The following is a 20,830-nucleotide window of genomic DNA, read 5'->3' on the forward strand; positions in this document are numbered from 1 at the left end:
CGGCAAGGATTTGATAACAACGGGGTTGTTCATGGGTATGCAGATGATGCTGGCGAGCATGGTCGCAATGGCCGCGCGGGTCGTCCCTTTTCCGAGTCTGCCGGAAGCGACGCCTAAGAGGTTCGTGGCGAAATCAGGTGATAATTTTGTCATGCGTTCGACCCCGATCAATCCCGACTGGATCATCAGCGGCAACCCGCAGGCGCGCACAGCAGAGCATTCGCGCAGCGATGACGATGCAGCCGTGAGCGCAATCTGGGACTGCACGGCGGGCGAATTCCGTTGGTTCTTCTACTGGGAAGAGACGGTGATGATCCTCGAAGGCGAAGTTCATATCCTCGCCGGGGACGGCACGGAGCGCACGCTCGGTGCCGGCGATGTCGCCTTCTTTGCCGCCGGCACCTGGGCGAGCTGGCGCGTGGACAATTACGTGCGCAAAGTTGCGTTCCTGAGGAAGCCGTTCCCGAAGCCGGTTGCGCTTGCCTATCGGCTCCGCAGCCTGCTGCGCGGCGACGCTCCCAAGAGCGGCATCGCGGCCTGAAGATTTCGTCTCGCGACGCGAGCACGGCGTTGCTTTCGGGGCATCTGCAGCCTACATCTGTCCGGCATCAGCTAAGGGACGGAAATGGCCAAGATCAAGAATGTAGCGGTCCAGATGGACCATGTTGCCGGCATCAATATTGCGGGCGATTCCACCTTCGCGATGAGCCTCGAAGCGCAGGCTCGCGGCTACAAGCTCTTCCACTACACGCCCGACCGCCTGAGCTTTCGGGACGGAAAGCTCTTCGCTACCGTGGAGCCGATGGTGCTGCGCGACGTCAAGGGCGACCATTTCGAGCTCGGAACGTCGGAACGTGTCGATCTGTCGACGATGGATGTGATCCTGCTGCGCCAGGACCCGCCCTTCGACATGGCCTATATCACCTCAACACACTTGCTGGAGCGGATCCACCCGAAGACGCTCGTCGTCAATGATCCGGCCTGGGTTCGGAACTCCCCCGAGAAGATCTTCGTCACTGAATTTGCCGATCTGATGCCGAAGACGCTGATCACCAAGGACGCGGGCGAAATCCGCCGTTTCCGCGACGAGATGGGCGACATCATCTTGAAGCCGCTCTACGGCAATGGCGGCGCGGGCGTTTTCCACTCGACCAAGGACGACCGCAACCTGTCGTCGCTGCTCGAAATGTTCGGCCAGCTGTTCCGCGAACCCTTCATCGCACAGCAATACCTGCCTGACGTGCGCAAGGGCGACAAGCGCATCCTGCTTGTCGATGGCGAGCCGGCCGGCGCCATAAATCGCGTCCCTGCTGAGCACGACAGTCGTTCCAATATGCATGTCGGCGGACGTGCCGAGGCAACCGAACTGACGGCACGTGAAATCGAAATCTGCAGGCGGATCGGCCCTGCGCTCAAGGAACGCGGTTTCCTCTTCGTCGGCATCGACGTCATCGGCGACTATATGACGGAGATCAATGTGACGTCGCCGACAGGCATTCGTGAGGTGCGCAAGTTCGGCGGCGCCGATATTGCTGCCCTGCTTTGGGACGCGATCGAGCGGAAGCGTTGAACGTCTTGACCGCGTGCGACGAGGCGCGCGGACGCTTGTTCCCGGATGGCAATTTGCCCTCAAGACCACTCCGCCACTGCCCGGTCCGGACAATCCGCTTGCTTTGTTCTCCGCTTACAACCTCATACAACCTGGCGACAGCGCAGGCTTGAATCTGTTCCTTTATTGTTCTTCTTCACTCCGCTTTCTATGCAAGATTGCAATTTGCGACAATGATACGTCGTTAAACTGCGGTGCTATGGTTGCGGCACCGTGGGGCATACTCGCACGCGTCAGCACGGTTGCATTTCAGGGCACCGAGGCTGTTCCGGTCGAGGTTCAGGTCATGGTACGCGCCCGGGCGGGTCGTGACGCAGATCGTCGGACTTCCTGACAAGGCGGTGGCGGAAAGCGGCGAGCGCTGCTGGCGGCAGGCTGCTCTAGCTCCCGCCCTACAGTCCCGACTTCAACACCATCGAAGACGCATATTCAGGGAACCTCTGAAGGAGAGTTTCCGTTGATACCCTATCTTGGCCATAGAGTGTTGATATTGCTGGCCCGATGGATGATTCGTGATGCACCAGAAGCGGACACATATCCGATGGATGGATCTGCCACCAGATCGGCGCCGGAGGCTGGTGGCGCTGATTGCCAGTCTGGTACAGCGACATGTGTCGACGGACCGGGAGGCCAGTCATGAATGCGGAACCGAGTTGTCTCGACTTCGCGTTGACAGAGAAGATCCAGTCCCGCCACCATGATCGCCAGGCTATCGTTTACGTCAGGCAGTCGACGGTACGACAAGTCGAGCACAATCGGGAGTCAACGCGGCTCCAATATGCGTTGACAGATCGTGCCTGCCGACTTGGGTGGCGACGTGAGCAGATTACGGTGATTGACGACGATCTGGGCCGATCAGGTGCGACAACGCTCAATCGACCCGGCTTTCAGCGCCTGGTTGCCGAGGTCGGGCTTGGCCATGTGGGAATGGTCATCGGCATTGAAGTATCCCGTCTCGCGCGCTCGTGCCGCGATTGGCATCAGCTTTTGGAAATGTGCGCGTTGTTCGACACGTTGATTGGCGATGCCGATGGCGTCTACGATCCCAGCACATATAACGACCGTCTGTTGCTCGGCCTGAAGGGCACGATGAGCGAAGCTGAGCTGCATATTCTCAAGAGCCGCATGCACGAAGGCCGCAAGGCCAAGGCGCGCCGTGGCGAACTTATTCTGGGTCTTCCGCGTGGCTATGTTTTGAAGCCGTCCGAGGAGGTTGCCCTGGATCCGGACGAGGAGGTGCAAAGGATTATCCGCCTTGTCTTTGCTGTCTTCGAAAAGCGTCGTTCGATTAGCGGTGTTTTACGTTACCTTGTCGATCATGACATCGCGCTTCCCGACCGTATCCGCAGCGGTCCTGAGAAGGGTGATGTCTGTTGGAGCAGGCCTAACAATACGGCGATCGGCGACATGCTGCGTCACCCCAGTTATGCCGGGGCCTATGTCTACGGGCGCAGTCGCAGCGACGGCCGCCTACGGTTGCCCGGAAAGCCTCACAGTGGCCGGCGCATTATTGGCGATCGGCAAAAGTGGATGGTACTGCACCAAAATGCTCTTCCAGCCTACATTGACTGGAAAACCTACGAGCGAAATCAGGACCAGATGGCGAAAAACCGTGCCCGATATCCAGGCGTCCCAAGAGGTGGTGCGGCGCTGCTCAGCGGACTTGTCTCTTGCGGTGTGTGTGGTCGTAAAATGGTTACGGGCTACAATGACGATGGCCGGGAAGCACGTTACAGCTGCAGCTGGGAGGCGACCACTTATGGAGGTCGTCATTGCCAATCGATCAGTGCTCGTCCCGTGGATGCCCGCGTTAGCGCGCTGGTGCTCGAAGCTATATCGCCATCCGCGATCGAAGTCAGCCTTCAGGTTGCCGAGGATATTGAACTCGAACGACAACAGATACACGATGGATGGAAGCAACGCCTGGAGCGGGCGGACTATGAGATCGCACTCGCCCGCCGGCGATATGAGGCCGTCGACCCTGATAACCGGCTGGTAGCGCGGACCCTGGAAAAGGACTGGGAGGCTGCCCTGGCGAGGGGGCAAACTCTCGCCGATGACCACCAGCGGACATTGTCGCAACAACCCGAGCGGTTAACGGAGGAGGACAAGAAGATTATCCGTTGTCTGGCAGAAGATGTGCCCTCTCTCTGGAAAGCGACGTCCACCACTGCACGAGACCGACAGACTATCGTCCGCATAATGCTAGATCGCGTCGTCATCCAGGTGTTCGGTGAACGTGCGAAATGGCCTTGGGAAAAAGCGGCCGATCTGGTCGGGTCACATCCCGCGTCGCAATGAGGATGAAGTGACGTTGCAAGAACTTTCCGAAAAGCTCGGCATTCATCGACAGACGGCTTACGGTTGGCTCAGGCGCGGAAAGCTCAAAGGGCGTATCGTTGAAGTAGGAACTCAACGTATCTGGCTTGTCAGCCTATCGCATGCCTCAACAGGAACCCGCACTGGAGAGTCATCATGACAAAGCGATTGAAATGGCCTTTTCCAAACTTAAAGCGCTTCTGGGCGCAAGAGCGGAGCGCTCCGGTGACGCCGTGTGGGATACGAGCCGCTGGCGAGCGGCTGACCACCGCCGCTGAAACGAAAAGGGGCGCCGAAGCGCCCCAGGTTCCTTTAGCAGATGAGGCCTTTCAGTTCCCGAGGCCGTCGAACAGTGCGGTCGAGAGATAGCGTTCGGCAAAGGACGGAATGATCACGACGAGATTCTTTCCCGCATTCTCCTCGCGGCTGCCGACCTCGATAGCCGCGGCCAGTGCTGCACCGGAGGAAATGCCCACCGGCACGCCTTCGAGCTTGGCAACCTCGCGGGCAAGTTCCAGCGCCTCCTGGCTGCTCACCGTGATGATTTCGTCGTAGATGTGCGTATCGAGGATTGCCGGCGCAAAGCCGGCGCCGATGCCCTGAATCTTGTGCGGTCCCGGCTGGCCGCCCGAAAGAACCGGGGATTCCGCCGGCTCGACGGCGACCACCTTGATGCCAGGCTTCTTCGACTTCAGCACCTGGCCCGCACCGGTGATGGTGCCGCCGGTGCCGATGCCGGCAACCAGGATGTCGACCGTACCGTCGGTATCGTTCCAGATCTCTTCGGCCGTGGTGCGGCGATGGATTTCCGGGTTGGCCGGGTTTTCGAACTGCTGCGGGATGATGGCATCCGGGAGCGTCGCAGCCAGTTCCTCGGCCTTCGCGATCGCGCCCTTCATGCCCTTCGGGCCTTCGGTCAGGACAAGTTCGGCGCCGAGCAGCGCCAGCATCTTGCGGCGCTCGATGGACATCGTTTCCGGCATCGTCAGGATCAGCTTGTATCCCTTCGCCGCAGCGGCGAAGGCGAGCGCAATACCGGTATTGCCCGATGTCGGCTCGATCAGGGTCGTTTTGCCAGGCGAGATCTTACCCTGCGACTCCAGCGACTCGATCATTGCAACGCCGATACGGTCCTTCACGGAAGCAATCGGATTGAAGAATTCCAGCTTGGCCAGGAGGTTTGCCTTGACGCCCTTCGCCTTGGCGAGCTTGTCGAGCCGCACGATCGGCGTGTCGCCGATGGTTTCGGTGATCGAGGAATAGATGCGGCCACGGCCCGGTTTCTTCGACATTACGCTCTCCCTGGATGAAATGTGCGGAGACAATAGGGTCAAAGGCGGACGGAGACCAGTGTGGCTTCACCCACCCGAAGGGACTAGGATAGAAAAAATCCTTTAAGAACCGAGCTTTGCCGAATGAATTTTTCAGGCCGCGCGGGTGGCGATGAAGGCTGCTGTGCCCGCCAGAATGCCGGCCGCCGTCTTGTTCAGCGCCTGCAGCGCACGCGGTTGCTTGAGCATCACTCGCGCACGTGCGGCAAGCAGCATGTAGGGCACCAGAACAACGAGCAGGACAACGAAGGTGGTTGCGAGCAGAATGCCGTATTCGCGAAGCCCGATGGTGTTGAGGTCGATCAGCGTCGGCACCAGCGCGACGTAGAAAAGCATGGTTTTGGGGTTGCCAAGCGTCACCAGCAGGCCGGACAGGAAGCTCATCCCGACATTGCTCGCCTTCTTCGCGGCGACATCCTGCGGCAGCAGCCCGGCCGTCCAGAGTTTATAGGCGATGTAGCCGAGATAAAGCGCCCCGGCGATCTTGATGACAATGAACACTTCGGTGAAGGTTTGCGCCACGAAGGCCAGCCCGAGGATGACCGCCGTCAGAGAGGTCATGTCGCCCAGCACGAGGCCGAGGCCCATGAAAAACGTCTCGCGAAAGTTCGAGCCGAGCGCGCGGGCAACGATAGCCGTGATGCCCGGTCCGGGGATTACCGCCGCGATGAAGAGTGCCACTGCGTAAGCGAAAAGGGCGGTGAATGACATGCCGTGAGCTCCTGCTGCAATCGCCTTCTACGCCTGCGGCCCGTTGCTTTCAAGGATCTGACGTCTTGTCATCATGCTGCGGTAGGTTGCCGCTATTGACGCTGGCGATCGTGGTTCTAGTTCCAAGGCGGTGATTGATGGCTGGTCGACGCCGGCGTCGCCCCAACCGTCAAATCCGGGAACGACAAGCCACTCCCGCACCTGCCATTGCCTGACCCGCCGCTCGCCAGAGGAGACACCCGATGAGCCCCACCGCAGCCGAAAAGCGCAAACTCGCCCCCCTCGCTACCCCCACGGACCTGAAAAGCAATGCCATTCAGGATATCTCGGCCGCCCTGGCTGCGCTGCTGGCGGATGTCTTTGCGCTCTACATCAAGACCAAGAATTTCCATTGGCATATGTCCGGACCACATTTTCGCGACTATCACCTGATGCTCGACGAGCAGGCCGAGCAGATCTTCGCCACGACCGATGCGATTGCCGAGCGCGCCCGCAAGATCGGCGGCACGACGCTGCGCTCCATCGGCCATATCAGCCGCCTGCAACGCATCAACGACAACGATGCCGAGTACGTCACGCCCGAAGACATGCTGGCGGAACTGCGCGACGACAACAGACAGCTCGTCTCGCTGTTGCGCGAGACCCATGATGTCTGCTCCGAGCATAATGACGTCGCTACGACGAGCCTGCTGGAAGTGTGGATCGACGAGGCCGAGCGCCGCACTTGGTTCCTGTTCGAAACGACCCGGCAGCAGAAGTAGTCTCGTTCGCTTCTCGGATCATCAGCCCGCCCGCGCGCGCAAAAACTGCGCGGGCGTCCAGCCAAGGTTCATGCCGGCCGCGGCGACAAGGATGACGGCTGCGCCAATGAGTTGCAACGGCTGCAATGCGTGTCCGAAGGCCAGTCGATCCACGAGGATCGCGGCGATCGGATAGATGAATGACAACGCCCCGGTCAGATGGATCGGCAGCTTCTGGATCGCGCCGTAGAGCAGCACATACATCAGCCCCGTATGTACGACGCCCATGGTAATCAGGATTGACCACGACTGGCCATCCGTGGGTAGGTCCGAGAAATTCATGGTCGGCAGCAGCATCAGCACGCCGGTCGCGACCTGGATCAGGGCGATAAGATGCGGCGGCGTTCCCTTCAGCGACTTCGCTGCGAGCGCCGCGAGGGCGTAGAAGAACGCGGCTCCGAGTGCCAGCAGGATGCCGAGGCCGTACCCGTCGTGTCCGCCGGCCGTGGCCGGCTTGGCCTCGACGATGGCCGCCATGCCGGCAAAGGCAAGCGTCAGCCAGAACAGCTTTGCGGCGGTTATCTTTTCGCCGAGAAACAGCGCGCCGAGCGCAAGCAGGAGCCAGTTGAGAACAATGGCCACGCCGCCGAAGACAGCGATACCGGTCGACTTCAAGCTGATGATGCCGGGTCGCAGCAATCCCAAGCCGGCGCAGACGGCAAGCAGGCTGATCGCGCCAAAAAAGCAGCGCCAGAACACCACGCCGCTCACCGGCTGGCCTGACATGACCACGAACCAGCCAATTGTTCCCGATATCAGCATTGCTGCGGTCATTTGGGCGGTGCCGGTGCGGATTTCGCTATGCATCTCGTCTCTCCATATCGATGGGTGAAGATTATTGCGGTCCCGCCTTTCGTTATATAGTTTGCATTAGGCTGATTGTGCTACTCTCCTATCATTGTGAGGAATAATGTCTGTTTCGGCTAATGATAATGGGATCGATGATGTCGATCAGAAAATACTGGAGGCGCTGGCGGAAAATGCCCGCATCTCGTTGAAGGAGCTGGCACAGGCTGCCGGGCTTTCTTCGCCCAGCGCCGCCGAACGCCTTCGTCGCCTGGAAGAGCGGGGGATCATCGCCGCTTTCACCATCGACATCGACCCTGCGGCACTCGGATATCCGCTGCAGGCGATCGTGCGCGTTCGGCCGCTGCCCGGGCAGTTGCATGTCGTTCAGCGGATCATCCAGGGCACACCTCAGTTCGTGGAATGCGACAAGGTGACGGGAGACGACTGTTTCATTGCCCGGCTTGTCGTTCGCTCGATGGCGGAGCTCGACACGATCCTGGACAAGGTGGCGGAGAAGGCCGAAACGAGTACCTCGATGGTCAAGGCATCGCCGGTAAAGCGTCGCCTGCCACCGCTCTCGCGGCAGCGATAGATCAGAAGTCGGCCATCGGGGACAGCATGGCCGGTCGATCAAATGCGATCGTGCCAGGCGCACGGACCATGAATTGCGTGTGGCTGTCGAGGGACTTTGCCTGTCCGCTCCACCCGAGCTTGTCGGGGCAAAACAGCACGTCGACAGCTTCAACGTCGATGTCGAGTGCTCCAATGATCGAGGCGAGCGAAGGGATATCGGCGCAAACGACATCGAGCAGCTTGAAATGGCCTGGCACTTCCATCTTCCACGCGACTGCGGTCCGTTCCCGTTCCAGCCAGCTGATCGTGACGCCAGGATCGAGTTGGGTGTTGATGAGAAACATCGCGGCGCTCTCACGAACGGCGAGACCGGCCGAGACCGGCGCACGTGCCTTCAATGCGGTGCTTAAGAGCTTGAGGTCAGCGGGTTCCAAAGGATTCAGGCGCCGGGCCGGCGTTCGCACCTTTAGCGCGGCCGGCGCGTTGCCGGAATAGGTATGCAGCGGCAGGGCGCGAAAGCCGTAAGGCTCATAGAGCGCCGGCTTGTCCGTGTAGAGCACGATCGCTTCGAAGCCCTTCTCCTCGCACCAGGCGAGCGCCTTTTGGGTCAGGTCGCGATACAATCCACGCCCACGCCATGCCGGACGAACGGCACCCGACTGAAACGCGGCGGCATTCACAGTGCGACCGTTGATCATGAGTGGCATTGCGAAAGCCGAAAGATTGGCGGCAAGCCGGCCATTACAGGCAAACCAGCCGAAGGGCATGCTGCTCGCATCAGGCCCGCCCATTTGCTGCAATGGACCGATATCGACATCGAATGTGTCCTTCAGGAGGTCGACCAACGCGCCCCATGCCTTGCGGTCGCCGAAATAGTCTCGGCGAAAGGTGAGGCCGGAATGATCGATACTCTTGGACATCATGCTCCGGTCGATCCGAAACCGCCGGCGCCACGTGCGGTCGCGCTCGCCTCGGAAATCTCGCAGATATGGGCCTGGATCGCCGGCGCAATCACCATCTGGGCGATGCGCATGCCCCTGGTGATCTCAAACGGCTCTTCGCCGAGGTTGATCAGCAGGACCTTAACCTCGCCGCGATAGTCGCTGTCGATTGTTCCGGGCGTGTTCAGGCAGGTAAGGCCGTGCTTGAAGGCGAGGCCGGAGCGTGGGCGCACCTGGCCTTCGAAACCGTCCGGAATCTCGAAGATGAAGCCGGTCGGCACCAGGGCGCGCTTTCCGGGCTCGAGCGTCATCGGTGCGGCGCCATCGACGGCGGCGCGCAGGTCCATGCCTGCCGCCCCCTTGCTTTCGTAGGAGGGCAGATCGAGATCCTGGCCGTTGGCGAGGCGGATGATATTGAGCGTCGGGCGCGTATCTGTATGGATTGTCATGGGTCATTAGTTTGCGCCCGATGCGCCAAGGTCAATTGCAATGCCGGTCTTTAATCGCTAGATACGCCGCAATTCCACAGGATTCACATCATGGCCGAAAGTCTCGCCGAGGCGGTCTCCCGCCGCCGCACATTCGCTATTATCGCGCACCCGGACGCTGGTAAGACCACGCTCACCGAAAAACTGCTGTTGTTCGGCGGCGCCATCCAGCTTGCCGGTGAAGTCAAGGCAAAGAAGGACCGCATGCAGACGCGCTCCGACTGGATGAAGATCGAGCGCGAGCGCGGCATCTCCGTCGTTACCTCTGTGATGACGTTTGAATATAAAGACAACGTCTTCAACATCCTCGATACGCCCGGCCACGAAGACTTTGCGGATGACACCTATCGCACACTGACAGCCGTCGATGCTGCGGTCATGGTTATCGACGCCGCCAAGGGTATCGAGCCGCGGACGCTGAAGCTGTTCGAAGTCTGCCGCATGCGTGACATTCCGATCATGACCTTCATCAACAAGATGGACCGCGAAAGCCGCGACCCGTTCGAAATCCTTGATGAAGTTGAGGAGAAGCTGGCGCTGGATTGTGCGCCGGTGACGTGGCCGATTGGCCGCTCGAAGACCTTCTGCGGCACCTACCATCTGGCGAACAACGAGGTGCGCGCCTCCGATACCCAGGAAATCATGACCAAGGTCACCGATCCTGAAATGGTCGCCCATCGCTTGCCAGAGAACGAGCGTGGCGCTTTTGTCGAGGAGACGACGCTGGCGATAGAGGCTTGCAAACCCTTCGACAAGAAAGCTTTCCTAGAGGGGCATCTGACGCCGGTCTTCTTTGGCTCGGCGCTTCGCAATTTCGGGGTGCGCGATCTTATCGATGCGCTCGGCGAGTTTGCGCCGCCGCCGCGCGATCAGGTCGCCGATATCCGTACCGTGCATGCGACCGACAACAAGATGACGGCCTTCGTGTTCAAGATCCAGGCGAACATGGACCCGAACCATCGCGACCGCATTGCGTTTGCCCGTATCTGCTCTGGCAAGCTCGAGCGCGGCATGAAGGCGCGGCTGTCGCGTACCGGGAAGCAGCTTGGCCTCACTGCGCCGCAGTTCTTCTTCGCCTCGCAGCGGCAGCTTGCCGATACGGCCTATGCCGGCGATGTTGTCGGTATCCCCAACCACGGAACGCTTCGCATCGGCGACACGCTGACGGAGGGCGAGTCCCTCGTGTTCCAAGGCGTGCCGAATTTCTCGCCGGAGATCCTGCGCCGGGTGCGCCTGGAAGACGCCATGAAGGCGAAGAAGCTCAAGGAAGCGCTGCAGCAGATGGCGGAAGAGGGCGTCGTCCAGCTGTTTTCCCCGGAAGATGGTTCGCCGGCTATCGTCGGTGTCGTCGGTGCGCTGCAGCTCGACGTTCTCAAGGAGCGTCTGATGGCCGAATACGGCCTGCCGGTCTCCTTTGAAATGTCGCGCTTCTCCGTCTGCCGTTGGATCTCGGCCGATCAGCCGGGTGAGCTCGAGAAATTCGTCACTGCCCGTCGCGGCGATATCGCGCGAGACCTGGACCATGATCCGGTGTTCCTGGCGCAGGACAGCTTCTCGCTGCGCTATGAATCAGAGCGCTATCCTGCGATCAAGATGGCTGCTCTCAAGGAATATCACGCTGTCAAAGCGGCGTGAAATTGGATCGGATATAACGATCTGCCATGATGCCCGGTGAAGAGGAGCGTGCCATGGTTGGAGAGAATGGAATCAGAGAAAATGAAGTCGCCGTCGAATTGCCGCCGGCGACGGACGCCGGGCTGGTGTTCATCGGGCGCATCGTCACGCCCTGGAGCACGCGCATGGAGACACCGCGCCAGGGACGGCACGACGGTCCGCTCTGCAGGATCGAGATATACGAGCCGTGGCGACAGGCCCTCCAAGGTGTGGAGGCTTTCGAGCGGCTGGAAGTGCTCTATTGGTTGGATCGGTCACGACGCGATCTCGTCCTCCAGAGTCCGGCCAATAGCGGAAAGCTGCATGGCACGTTTTCTCTTCGCTCGCCCGTACGCCCGAACCCGATCGCGACGTCCATCGTCAAGCTGGAGGGGGTTGAAGGTGCCACCTTGATGGTTCGGGGAATGGATTGCCTTGACGGCACACCGCTTCTCGATCTGAAGCCCGATCGCGCGCTGTTCAAGCCGAGCGCGCCGCCGCAACCTAGAGATTTCCAGACCGGCGACGACGTGGCGCATTCTTGCAAGAAGGCCTGGTGATCAGTCGACGGCGATCATGACGTCAGAGGCCTTGACGACCGCATAGGCGTCGCCACCAACGGCGAGCCCCGGTTCGTCGACCGCTTCGTTGGTGATGGAGGCCGTGACGATTGACCCGCCGCCGATATCGATTCGGACATGCGCCGTGGTCGCACCCTTCTTCGGCTCAACGATCTTTCTGTTCAGTCGATTCCGTGCGCTCGCCTCATAGGCTGCCTCCTGGTTCCTGACTGTATCGGCGCAGATCTGCCGCCGCAATCTTACTCGCCGCGCGGATACCGCTGGCTTTCTTCCAGCACGTTCAGGTCCATGTGATTGCGCATGTAGCGTTCGGAAGCTTTCTGCAGCGGCTGATAGTCCCAGGGATAGTACGCCCCGTTCCGAAGCGCCTCGTAGACGACCCACCGACGCGCCTGGCTTTCGCGCACTGCGGCATCGAAGCTCTGCAGGTTCCAGCGTTTGTCGGCCTCAGCCTTCAGTCTCGCCAGGACCTCGGCATGTCCTGCATCGCCCGCAAGGTTGGTCAGTTCCCTGGGATCGGCCTGAAGATCAAACAGCATCGGCGGGTCCTTGTCGCAAAGGGTCAGCTTGAAGCGACCGTCACGCAAGCAGACGAGGGGGGCTTCGGAGCCTTCGGCGGCGTACTCCATCGCCACTGGACCACGCGCCCCGGTCCCTGTCGCGAGTGGCGCAAGGTCTTCGCCATCCGTCCATGGTGCGAGCTTGGTCATGTCGATACCCGCCAGCGCTGCCAGCGTCGGGGTCACATCGAGCGTCGAGACAGGCTGCTGGATGCAGGCGGCATTCCAGCCCGGAGCCGCGATCGTCAACGGCACACGCGAGGAGCCGTCAAAGAAGCACATCTTGAACCAGAGGCCGCGTTCGCCGAGCATGTCGCCGTGATCGGAAACGAATAGAACGATCGTGTTGTCTGCCATCCGCCCGCGCTCGAGGACGTCGAGGAGCTCGCCGATCTTGTCGTCGATATAGGAGATGCTGGCGAAGTAGCCCTGGCGTGCTCGCCTGATTTGTTCTCGCGTGATCTCGAACGCATCGTAATCGCAGGCCTTCAAGAGGCGCTGTGAATGCGGATCCTGCTGGTCGAACGGAAGCGCATCAACATCAGGATCAAGGGCAGGGCAATTCTCGTACAGATCCCAATACTTGCGCCGTGCGACATAGGGATCGTGCGGATGGGTGAAGCTCACGGTCAGGCACCACGGGCGGTCGTCGTGACGGCGCGAGAGATCGTAGAGCTTGCGGGTCGCGTTGTAGGCGACCTCGTCGTCGTATTCCATCTGGTTGGTGATCTCGGCGACGCCTGCACCGGTGACCGAGCCCAGGTTGTGGTACCACCAGTCGATGCGCTCGCCCGGCTTGGTGTAGTCAGGCGTCCAGCCGAAATCGGCAGGATAGATATCGGTCGTCAGGCGCTCCTCGAAACCGTGCAATTGGTCGGGGCCGACGAAATGCATCTTTCCGGAGAGGGCGGTATGGTAGCCTGCCGCACGCAGATGGTGCGCGAACGTCGGGATATCAGACGCGAACTCGGCGGCATTGTCATAGACGCGGGTTCTGCTCGGCAGCTGCCCCGACATGAAGGAAGCCCGCGCTGGCGCACAAAGGGGACTTGCAGTGTATGTGTTGGCGAAGCGCACCGAACGCTTTGCCAGGGCCTTCAGGTGAGGCGCGTGTAGAAATTCGGCCGGCCCGTCGGGAAACAGCGTCCCATTGAGCTGATCGACCATCAGGATGAGGATATTCGGGCGCGCCATGCGTAGTGTGTCCTTCGGTTCTCAGGGAGCGGAAACTTAGCCGCGTCTGCAGAGGTCTTCCAGTCCGCATCGACTGCAATGCACCGCAGAGATTTCGGCATCATCTCTCGTTTGCCATTTGATGGCTTTATAGATTATCAATATCGCATGAGCTGTGAAGCGGGCATTTTCTGATGTCATCTCTAAGGATTTTTTATGAAAAGCCGCCGCGTCGATCTTGGATGGATGCGCATCTTTGCTGAAATCGGCAAGGCGGGAAGTCTGTCGGCGGCGGCGAGCGCCCTTGGCCTGACGCAGCCGGCAGTGAGCTATCAAATTCGCCGTCTGGAGGAGCAGCTCGGCGTCAGCCTGTTGAAGCGGCAGCATCGGGGCGTGGAATTGACGCCGGAAGGCCAGCGTCTCTTCGACGTCGTGGCAAAGAGCGTCAGCGAGATCGACCAGCTGGCGCGACGCTTCCGCAATGAAGCCGATCGGCCAACCATAAGGCTGCGCACGGACTATGCTTTTTCTGCTCTCTGGCTGATCCCGCGCATGCATGTGTTCCGCATGCTTTACCCGAACGTCGATATTCAGATTGTTGCGACGCAGCGAACGCAGGGGAACCGTTCGGACGACGGGGATGTTGCCGTTGTCTTTGGTAGGCAAACGGAGTTCGAGCGCCAAGCAGTTCTGCTCTTGCCGGAGAGGGTTGCACCCGTCTGCACCCAAGGCTTCCTCGATCGCTACGGTGCCATCTCCGCGCCAACGGACCTTGCACGCGCTCGCCTGATCCACCTCGATGCCGCAGAGCCTTCGCCCTGGTTCGACTGGCGGCGCTACCTCGCGGAACTGGGTGTCAGCCGCGATAGTCACGCCGGGCAGGGCGATGTGAGCTTTAATACATACTCGCTGGTCGTGCAGGCCGCGATCGGCGAGCAGGGCGTTGCCATCGGATGGATGGGCCTCGTCGAACCGCTACTCGCGTCGGGGATGCTGAAAACTGCGGGCCCAACGCTGGAGGCGCCGGACCGGGGCTATTGGCTGTTGCCACCGCGAACACGCGACGCCCAAAGCGATCTGCTGGCGGCTTGGCTCACGGCGGAAGCCGGTATCGTCAGTCGACCAGATCCTTGAGAAAATCGTCGCACCAACGCGACACATCGTACTCCAGCAGATAGTCCATCATCCGCTGCCAACGCTCGCGGCGTTCTTCCAGGGGCATATTCAAGGCACGTGCCAGCGCGTTGGCGGTTCCTTCGATGTCATAGGGATTGACCAGCAACGCCCCCCTCTTCAATTCGCGTGCTGCGCCGGCAAAGCGCGAGAGCACCAGCACACCGGGATCCTCGGGATCCTGCGCGGCGACATATTCCTTTGCCACGAGGTTCATGCCGTCGCGAAGCGGCGTGACGAGCCCGACCTTGGCCAGCCGGTAGAGACCGGCAAGGACCGGACGGCTGACGGAGCGGTTGATATAGCGGATCGGCACCCAGTCCACCGTCCCCAACGCGCCGTTGACCCGGCCTGCCTGCTCCGCGACGGTACGCTGCATCTGTTCGTATTCCGGGACTTCCGAGCGTGATTTCGGCGTGATCTGCAGATAGGTGACGTTTCGCTGGTGGGCCGGATTGTTGACGACGAAGCGCTCGAAAGCGTCCAGCCGCTGGGTGATGCCCTTGGAGTAATCCAGCCGGTCGACGCCGATGATAAGGTCGCGGCCCTTAATGCTCTGTCGCGCTCTCTGCACCAGATGGTGGCTGCCGGCCTTCTTGGCGAATTCGGCGAAGGCGGCGGTCTCGATGCTGATGCCGTAGGCTCCGCCCTTGAAAACCTTGTCATTCGCCGTGAAGCGGCCGTCACCGATCGCGTCGCCCATATCCTCGCGGCGAAGGCAGCCGGCAAAGTTTTCGAGATCATGGTCTGTCTGAAAGCCGACGAGATCATAGGCCGCAAGTCCGTGCATGATCTCTTCGTGAACCGGCATGGTATAGAGCACATCGGCCGGCGGCCAGGGAATGTGCAGAAAAAAGCCGATGCGGTTCTTGAAGCCCATTTGCCGCAATTCCGCGGCGAGCGGGATCAGATGGTAGTCATGGACCCAGACGACGTCGTCGGGCCGCAGCAGCGGTGCAAGCCGGTGCGCGAAGAAGCGATTGACGCGGAAATACCCCGCCATTTCCTTGCGGCCGTACTCCGCGAGGTCCAGGCGGTAGTGACAGATCGGCCAGAGCACACGATTGGCGAAGCCGTAATAGTACTCTTCGACATCCTTGCCGGTGAGGTCCGTCAAGGCAAAGGTGATCTTGCCTTCTTCCGTCAGCGCGAGTGCCCCGGGCTCGTCGTTCTCGCTCGACTTGCCGGACCAGCCCATCCAGATGCCACCGCGCTCTTCCAGCGCCGCTTTGAGCGCCACCGCCAACCCGCCGGCGGAGGCCGCGCCCTCCTTCGCGGGAGCTGGCACGCGATTGGAGACGATGACAAGACGGGTCACGGAGGTTCCTTTCATCGGGAGGGCAGCACATCGTGCGTGGATCAAACGGCAAACTGCCCAATCAGTTCCCGTACCGCCGATGCGGAAGGCAGTGCCAGAGCGGCGGCAGTGTCCGAAGACGGTCCGACACGAACGGAATGGCCGCCAAAGCGATTGGCAACACGGAACATCGCCTCGTCCGTGACGTCGTCACCGATGGCAATCGGACGCCTGCCGGCAAAGGGCGGCATCGACAGAAACGCCTCTACGGCGTGACCTTTGTCGGCGCCGGCGGGTCGGATTTCGAGCACCATCTTGCCTCGCTGCAAGGTCCAGTTCGGTCCAGCCTTGGACCGCAGCCTCTCCATGATCGGCTCCACGTCCGCCTGCCTTTGCGGCGCAAGGCGATAGTGCGCGGCAACTGCAGCCCCCTTGTCCTCCACGAGGACGCCTTGCAGATTTTCGGTTGCGGCGCGGAGCTCCGCCTTCAATGCCTCGAATGCGGCGGTGGTCTCGGCTGTCACGATGCTGCCGTCCGGTCGGCGCAGTTCGGCGCCGTGCAGACCGGCGATCGGAAATCGGAAAGGCGTGAACAGCTCGTCGGCATAGGCGAGCGCTCGTCCTGTTACCAAGGCGAGCGCCCCGCCGAGCCTTTGCGACACGGCATCGAGCGCTGTCGGCAGCCACGGTGGCATGACGATCGCATCCGGCTGCTCGGCTAGATCAAGCAATGTGCCATCGATATCGAGAAAAAGAGCGCAATCTTGAGGGGAGGATAGAAGGGCGCTTAGCAATTCCGTCTGCCCTGAGGCCGATTGCGGCATCGTGGCAGGAAATGGCTCACTGGGGTATGACATGGTGACTTACCTATGTCGGCATCCGCCGAAGGCAACCCGTCTTGGCTCAATAATGCGAGGAAATCTCAGATTTTGCCGTGGAATCCGTGCGTTGATCAATCGTTCATTCAGCCGGCATTGCGCCGGAATGCTCGGTGAAGAAGGCTCTGGCATCGGCAGTAAAGGCTGCGCGCTGGTCGGCCCGCGTGTAGAACATGTGGCCGCCTCTATAGACCTTCAGCGCCACCCGCTCGCCTGCGAGCGAAGACGGCAGGTGGTCAACGACATAGCGGCTGACGCCGTAGGGTGTGACGAGATCACTGTAGCCGTGGGCGATCAGCAGGCGGAATTTCGGGTTGGAGGCAAGCAACTGGCGGATGTCGTCGGTAACGCTCGCCTGCAGCCTGGATCCACCGCCGCGCCCGCCCCATTCCCACCTGCGGCTTACATCGCTGTCGAGCAGCGAATAGGTCATCTCGGTCTTGAAGCCGAGCTCATTGCGGGCATAGTCGGCGAAAGCCCCGCCATAGGCGCGTGTGAAGCCGTCGAGAATGGCGTCGGCGCCACGGTCCGAGTCCGACTCCGGGTAAGGATCGGGCGTCGAAAACGCCGCATCATAGGGGCTGACCACTTGGCCGCCTTGCCCGCCTGACCGCTTGACATAGGCATTTCCGAGGAAACCGCGATTCCTCGCCACGACATCTTCGGGAATGCCGGTCATGCCGGCCACCTTCCCATAGAAGGCCTCGGCCGCCTCGCCGGTCGGCGCCGGGCCGGCAAGTGTCGTGAGATAGTCGCCAAGCGCAAATTTCTCCGCATCGCTTTGCTGCGCCTCATCGAAGGCGTTGCGTCTGTCCATGTTCGCTGCCGCAAGCGACGGAAATTCGAGTGCCGCGCCCAGGGCAAACTGATCGGCATTGAACATCAGTTGTCCTTCGAGCAACGGCGAAAGCATGATCGCGCCCGAGACGATGATGCCTTGGCTATCCTTCAGCGCGCCGGCCACCTTGGCGGCGCGGAAGCCGCCGTAGCTCTCGCCGAGAAGGTATTTGGGCGAACCGGACCGACTGTTGTGGGCCACATAGAGAGCGATCGCCTTGGCAATGCTCTCCGCGTCGGAGTTGACGTTGTAGTATTTGGAGGCGTCGTCGGCCTTGGCGGTTCGGCTCCAGCCGGTTCCGATCGGGTCGATGAGAACAAGGTCGGTAAAGTCGAGCCAGGTCTGCAGGTTGTCGGTCAATCTTGCGTCGGCCCCATCGTCGCCCTTCGGGCCGAAGTCCAGGATACGCGGCCCCACGAGGCCGAGATGCAGGAACGCCGATGCGGCGCCGGGGCCGCCGTTGAAGGCAAAGGTCAGGGGCCGGTCGGGCCTCCCGTTCTTGGCGACATAGGCCGTATAGAACACGGCGCCGGCCTTGGTGCCGTCTTGTGCAAAGAGATCCAACGTGCCGGCCGTGGCTACGTAGTCGAGGGTCCGATCGCCGATCGTCATTGAATGCCGGGTGACCGAGTCGCCCGGCAACAGCTTCAACACGCCGTCTCCCGAGGAACCCTGTGTGGCAGCTTCGCCTCGCGTTTCCTGGGAAAAAGCGGGCGTCAGCGGGGCAAGCAAGGCTGTTGTGAGCAGGATGGCGGATAGGAAACGCAAGACTTCTCCTCCGAGGGAAGCGGCATTGGGAGGCGTCAGCCTAGCATCGCCTCGTGGTGGGAGAAATCAACAGATGGTGAGGCGGACATCAGTCCGCCGTCACGATCGTCCGCGCATTCACATATTGCGCCCGACCGGCGTTCCAGCCGTTGACCGCAGCGCCGGCGCCAAGCACGACGAAAAGCACTGCCGACCATGCAAAGCTGCCGGTCCAGCCGCGAATGAGCCCGACCACGAGCGGGCCGATCGCGGCAAGAAGGTAGCCCACGCATTGTGCCATGCCGGAAAGGTGCGCCGCCACGTGCGGATCGCGCGACCGCAGCACGATCGTCGTCATAGCCACAGCGATCAGGCCACCCTGGCCGATGCCCTGCAACACGGCCCAGACCCAGACGGTGGAGAGTGGCGCAAACAGCAGACCGAATAACGGTACGACCGCGACGACGCAGAGCGACACATTGACCAGTCGCTGGTCTTTGCCCCTTACGGCGATCTGCGGAGCTACAAGGCATGCCGCAGCCTGAACCATCACCGATACCGAAACGATCGCTCCGGCGGTGACGCCGTCAAGGCCGCGCTCGCGCAGGATGGGAACAAGCCAACCGAACACGCAGTAAGCCAGAGCCGATTGTAGGCCCATGAAGAGCGTAACCTGCCATGCCAAGCGGTCCCGCCAGAGGCCTTGGACGGAAAAGCCACGGCGCCTGACTTGGTTCGTGGTGGATAGCACTTGCGGCAACCAGATGACGGCGACAATCACCGCAGGTAGCCCCCAGGCGGCCAGTGCGCCGGAGAGCGAGCCACCGAGGATGCGCTCGAGCGGCAGCGTGAAGCCCGCGGCGCTTGCTGCGCCGGCGCATAGCGCCATCGTGTAAAAACCGGTCATCAGCGCGGCTCGATCGGCAAAGTCACGCTTGACCAAGCCAGGCAGCAGCACGTTCCCGACCGCGATGCAGGCGCCCGCAAGCGCAGTGCCGACGAAGAGCAGTGGAACGGATGAAAGGCCGCGCAGGCCCGTCCCGAGCGCCAAAAGGACGAGGACCGCCAGAAGCGTCCGCTCCGCTCCGATCCGCTGGGCAAGCCGCGGCGCCAACGGCGAAAAGGCGCCGAGGCAGACGACGGGCAGGGTGGTCAGCAGGCTGGCGCCGAGGGACGAAATGCCGAGTTCGGTCTTGATTTCGGGCAGCAGTGCCGAGGCGCTGGAGAAGACAGGACGCAAATTGAAGGCGATCAGGACGAGGCTGACCCCGAGGAGAAAGCGTACCGCGGCGCGGCTGCCCGCCGGTGGCTGCGGCTGCGGTACACTGTCCGCTTCGGCATCGATGAGCTGTTCGTCCGCGAGGTCGTAGACGTGTGCGGAATCCTGAAGGGGCGTGGTCATGAAAGGAGCATCCGGTCGAGGGCGCTGATGATCGGGGCCATGAAGCGGCGGACTGCCGCATCGGCCTGTTGCGGATCGCCGGTCGCGATCGCGTCGATGATGTCGGCATGCGCCCGCATGTCCGGCTCGGGAATCTCGTCGTCCAATGTCGCCGCGATCGTCTCTGCAATGGAGGCGGAAAAGAACTGATAGATTTCGATCATCGCGCGGTTGGCGGAAGCGGCAATGATCGCCTTGTGGAAGGCAAGATCGCGTTCGACGAAGATGCTTCTGTCGCCGCCTTCAAAATTGCCCCGCTTGGCGAGAAGCGCCCGCAACTCCGCAATGATCTCAGGGGTTTGCCGTAGCGAGGCAAGCCGCGCCGCTTCGACATCGAGCGCGCACCGAGCTTCGAAGAGATCGCGCAGACCGGCGCGACGCGCCATGGTGAGCGGCAGCCGTGTGTCGGTGGTCGAGAGCACGTAGGTTCCCGAGCCCTGCCGAGTTTCGAGGAGGCCTTGCGACACCAACACCCGGACGGCTTCCCGTATGGTGCCTCGGCTGACGCAGAGCATTGATGACAGCGTTGTCTCGTTTGGCAATTTCTCGCCAACGGCCCATCGCTTTCCCAGTATCTCGGTGCGGATCGCCTCAATGGCCGTGTCCGCAAGTTTCGTTTTTGCAAGTGGTTGCATCGCCAATATTCATAAAGTCATCAGATGACTTTATTCCGAGATCGTCGCCGTCGTCAATCCTGTGATGAAAAATGAAAAGGGCCGCTTGAGGCGACCCTTTCCATGAGTTTTGGCCTGCAATTGGCCGGACCGTCAAAGCGATCCTAGGAAGGTGGGCTTAGAGCGAGGGCTGCCTCGCTTTCATCACCACTTCCATGCCTTTTACGAGGTCCGAAATCTCATTAGACATTGGATCACCTTCCTTTCGTTCTGTTGAAGATGGGTAAAAGGTAGAATGATTCGCCGGAGATGCA

General features: G+C 61.0%; 21 protein-coding genes and 1 pseudogene. 10 read left to right on the plus strand and 12 right to left on the minus strand.

The window, feature by feature from the left end:
* Positions 1-31: 31 nt before the first annotated feature.
* The 5 genes and pseudogenes from WGT02_RS02965 (at position 32) to WGT02_RS02985 (ending at position 4,088) form a co-directional block, all read left to right on the plus strand.
* On the plus strand, positions 32-541 hold the full coding sequence (locus WGT02_RS02965) for a cupin domain-containing protein (RefSeq protein ID WP_208249177.1): 510 nt from the start codon (positions 32-34) through the stop codon (positions 539-541).
* 84 nt (positions 542-625) lie between these two features.
* On the plus strand, positions 626-1,570 hold the full coding sequence (gene gshB, locus WGT02_RS02970) for a glutathione synthase (protein WP_024314453.1): 945 nt from the start codon (positions 626-628) through the stop codon (positions 1,568-1,570).
* A 259-nt stretch (positions 1,571-1,829) separates the two neighbouring features.
* Positions 1,830-1,992, plus strand: a pseudogene (locus WGT02_RS02975) (ATP-binding protein); the annotation flags it as partial.
* Between the two features lie 253 nt (positions 1,993-2,245).
* A complete protein-coding gene (locus tag WGT02_RS02980) occupies positions 2,246-3,910 on the plus strand; it encodes a recombinase family protein (protein ID WP_225039788.1) in 1,665 nt (554 codons plus the stop codon).
* Between the two features lie 7 nt (positions 3,911-3,917).
* Positions 3,918-4,088, plus strand: a complete 171-nt coding sequence (locus WGT02_RS02985) for a helix-turn-helix domain-containing protein (RefSeq protein ID WP_208249169.1) — start codon at positions 3,918-3,920, stop codon at positions 4,086-4,088.
* A gap of 169 nt (positions 4,089-4,257) precedes the next feature.
* Here the strand turns inward: WGT02_RS02985 and cysK are convergent, their stop codons facing one another.
* Together cysK and WGT02_RS02995 are read right to left on the minus strand one after the other, a co-directional pair.
* Complete coding sequence (cysK, locus tag WGT02_RS02990; RefSeq protein ID WP_024314454.1) at positions 4,258-5,220, minus strand: cysteine synthase A; 963 nt, start codon at positions 5,218-5,220, stop codon at positions 4,258-4,260.
* Positions 5,221-5,352: 132 nt separating this feature from the next.
* Complete coding sequence (locus WGT02_RS02995) at positions 5,353-5,970, minus strand: LysE family translocator (protein ID WP_208249167.1); 618 nt, start codon at positions 5,968-5,970, stop codon at positions 5,353-5,355.
* 242 nt (positions 5,971-6,212) lie between these two features.
* Here WGT02_RS02995 and WGT02_RS03000 point away from each other — a divergent pair, with 242 nt between their 5' ends.
* On the plus strand, positions 6,213-6,731 hold the full coding sequence (locus tag WGT02_RS03000) for a Dps family protein (protein WP_024314456.1): 519 nt from the start codon (positions 6,213-6,215) through the stop codon (positions 6,729-6,731).
* Between the two features lie 21 nt (positions 6,732-6,752).
* On the opposite strand, the gene WGT02_RS03005 is transcribed toward WGT02_RS03000, so the two are convergent.
* Complete coding sequence (locus tag WGT02_RS03005; protein ID WP_208249165.1) at positions 6,753-7,577, minus strand: DMT family transporter; 825 nt, start codon at positions 7,575-7,577, stop codon at positions 6,753-6,755.
* Positions 7,578-7,680: 103 nt separating this feature from the next.
* Here WGT02_RS03005 and WGT02_RS03010 point away from each other — a divergent pair, with 103 nt between their 5' ends.
* Positions 7,681-8,151, plus strand: coding sequence for an Lrp/AsnC family transcriptional regulator (locus WGT02_RS03010; protein ID WP_208249163.1), 471 nt, complete (start codon positions 7,681-7,683; stop codon positions 8,149-8,151).
* Position 8,152: 1 nt separating this feature from the next.
* On the opposite strand, the gene WGT02_RS03015 is transcribed toward WGT02_RS03010, so the two are convergent.
* The gene (locus tag WGT02_RS03015) at positions 8,153-9,052 is read right to left on the minus strand and encodes a GNAT family N-acetyltransferase (RefSeq protein WP_208249162.1); all 900 of its coding nucleotides are present in this window, start codon (positions 9,050-9,052) and stop codon (positions 8,153-8,155) included.
* Positions 9,052-9,522 carry a dUTP diphosphatase gene (gene dut / locus WGT02_RS03020; protein ID WP_024314459.1) on the minus strand — a complete coding sequence of 157 codons (471 nt, stop codon included), beginning with the start codon at positions 9,520-9,522 and terminating at the stop codon, positions 9,052-9,054. The genes WGT02_RS03015 and dut overlap by 1 nt, the downstream gene beginning before the upstream one ends.
* Positions 9,523-9,612: 90 nt before the next feature.
* Between dut and WGT02_RS03025 the strand changes: the two genes are divergently transcribed.
* Positions 9,613-11,196 carry a peptide chain release factor 3 gene (locus WGT02_RS03025; protein ID WP_024314460.1) on the plus strand — a complete coding sequence of 528 codons (1,584 nt, stop codon included), beginning with the start codon at positions 9,613-9,615 and terminating at the stop codon, positions 11,194-11,196.
* Between the two features lie 53 nt (positions 11,197-11,249).
* Positions 11,250-11,774, plus strand: coding sequence for a tRNA (N6-threonylcarbamoyladenosine(37)-N6)-methyltransferase TrmO (gene tsaA, locus WGT02_RS03030; protein WP_208249161.1), 525 nt, complete (start codon positions 11,250-11,252; stop codon positions 11,772-11,774).
* Here tsaA and WGT02_RS03035 read toward each other — a convergent pair whose 3' ends face one another.
* The gene (locus tag WGT02_RS03035) at positions 11,775-12,020 is read right to left on the minus strand and encodes a molybdopterin-binding protein (RefSeq protein WP_051166649.1); all 246 of its coding nucleotides are present in this window, start codon (positions 12,018-12,020) and stop codon (positions 11,775-11,777) included.
* A 14-nt stretch (positions 12,021-12,034) separates the two neighbouring features.
* Positions 12,035-13,549 carry a choline-sulfatase gene (gene betC, locus WGT02_RS03040; RefSeq protein ID WP_024314463.1) on the minus strand — a complete coding sequence of 505 codons (1,515 nt, stop codon included), beginning with the start codon at positions 13,547-13,549 and terminating at the stop codon, positions 12,035-12,037.
* A gap of 195 nt (positions 13,550-13,744) precedes the next feature.
* Here betC and WGT02_RS03045 point away from each other — a divergent pair, with 195 nt between their 5' ends.
* A complete protein-coding gene (locus tag WGT02_RS03045; RefSeq protein ID WP_024314464.1) occupies positions 13,745-14,662 on the plus strand; it encodes a choline sulfate utilization transcriptional regulator in 918 nt (305 codons plus the stop codon).
* Here the strand turns inward: WGT02_RS03045 and otsA are convergent.
* The 5 genes from otsA to WGT02_RS03070 form a co-directional block, all read right to left on the minus strand.
* Positions 14,643-16,019 (minus strand): alpha,alpha-trehalose-phosphate synthase (UDP-forming), encoded by a 1,377-nt coding sequence (gene otsA, locus WGT02_RS03050; RefSeq protein WP_024314465.1) that lies wholly within the window; start codon positions 16,017-16,019, stop codon positions 14,643-14,645. The two genes, WGT02_RS03045 and otsA, sit on opposite strands and share 20 nt — an antisense overlap.
* Positions 16,020-16,060: 41 nt before the next feature.
* Complete coding sequence (gene otsB, locus WGT02_RS03055) at positions 16,061-16,855, minus strand: trehalose-phosphatase (protein WP_024314466.1); 795 nt, start codon at positions 16,853-16,855, stop codon at positions 16,061-16,063.
* Positions 16,856-16,958: 103 nt separating this feature from the next.
* Complete coding sequence (locus WGT02_RS03060; RefSeq protein WP_024314467.1) at positions 16,959-18,482, minus strand: S10 family peptidase; 1,524 nt, start codon at positions 18,480-18,482, stop codon at positions 16,959-16,961.
* Between the two features lie 88 nt (positions 18,483-18,570).
* A complete protein-coding gene (locus WGT02_RS03065; RefSeq protein WP_024314468.1) occupies positions 18,571-19,863 on the minus strand; it encodes an MFS transporter in 1,293 nt (430 codons plus the stop codon).
* On the minus strand, positions 19,860-20,537 hold the full coding sequence (locus WGT02_RS03070; RefSeq protein ID WP_208249160.1) for a FadR/GntR family transcriptional regulator: 678 nt from the start codon (positions 20,535-20,537) through the stop codon (positions 19,860-19,862). Before WGT02_RS03070 ends, WGT02_RS03065 begins: the two co-directional genes overlap by 4 nt.
* Positions 20,538-20,830: the final 293 nt, after the last annotated feature.

The sequence above is a fragment of the Rhizobium sp. T1470 genome (genome assembly GCF_042140505.1).
Classification (GTDB): Bacteria; Pseudomonadota; Alphaproteobacteria; order Rhizobiales; family Rhizobiaceae; genus Rhizobium; species Rhizobium favelukesii.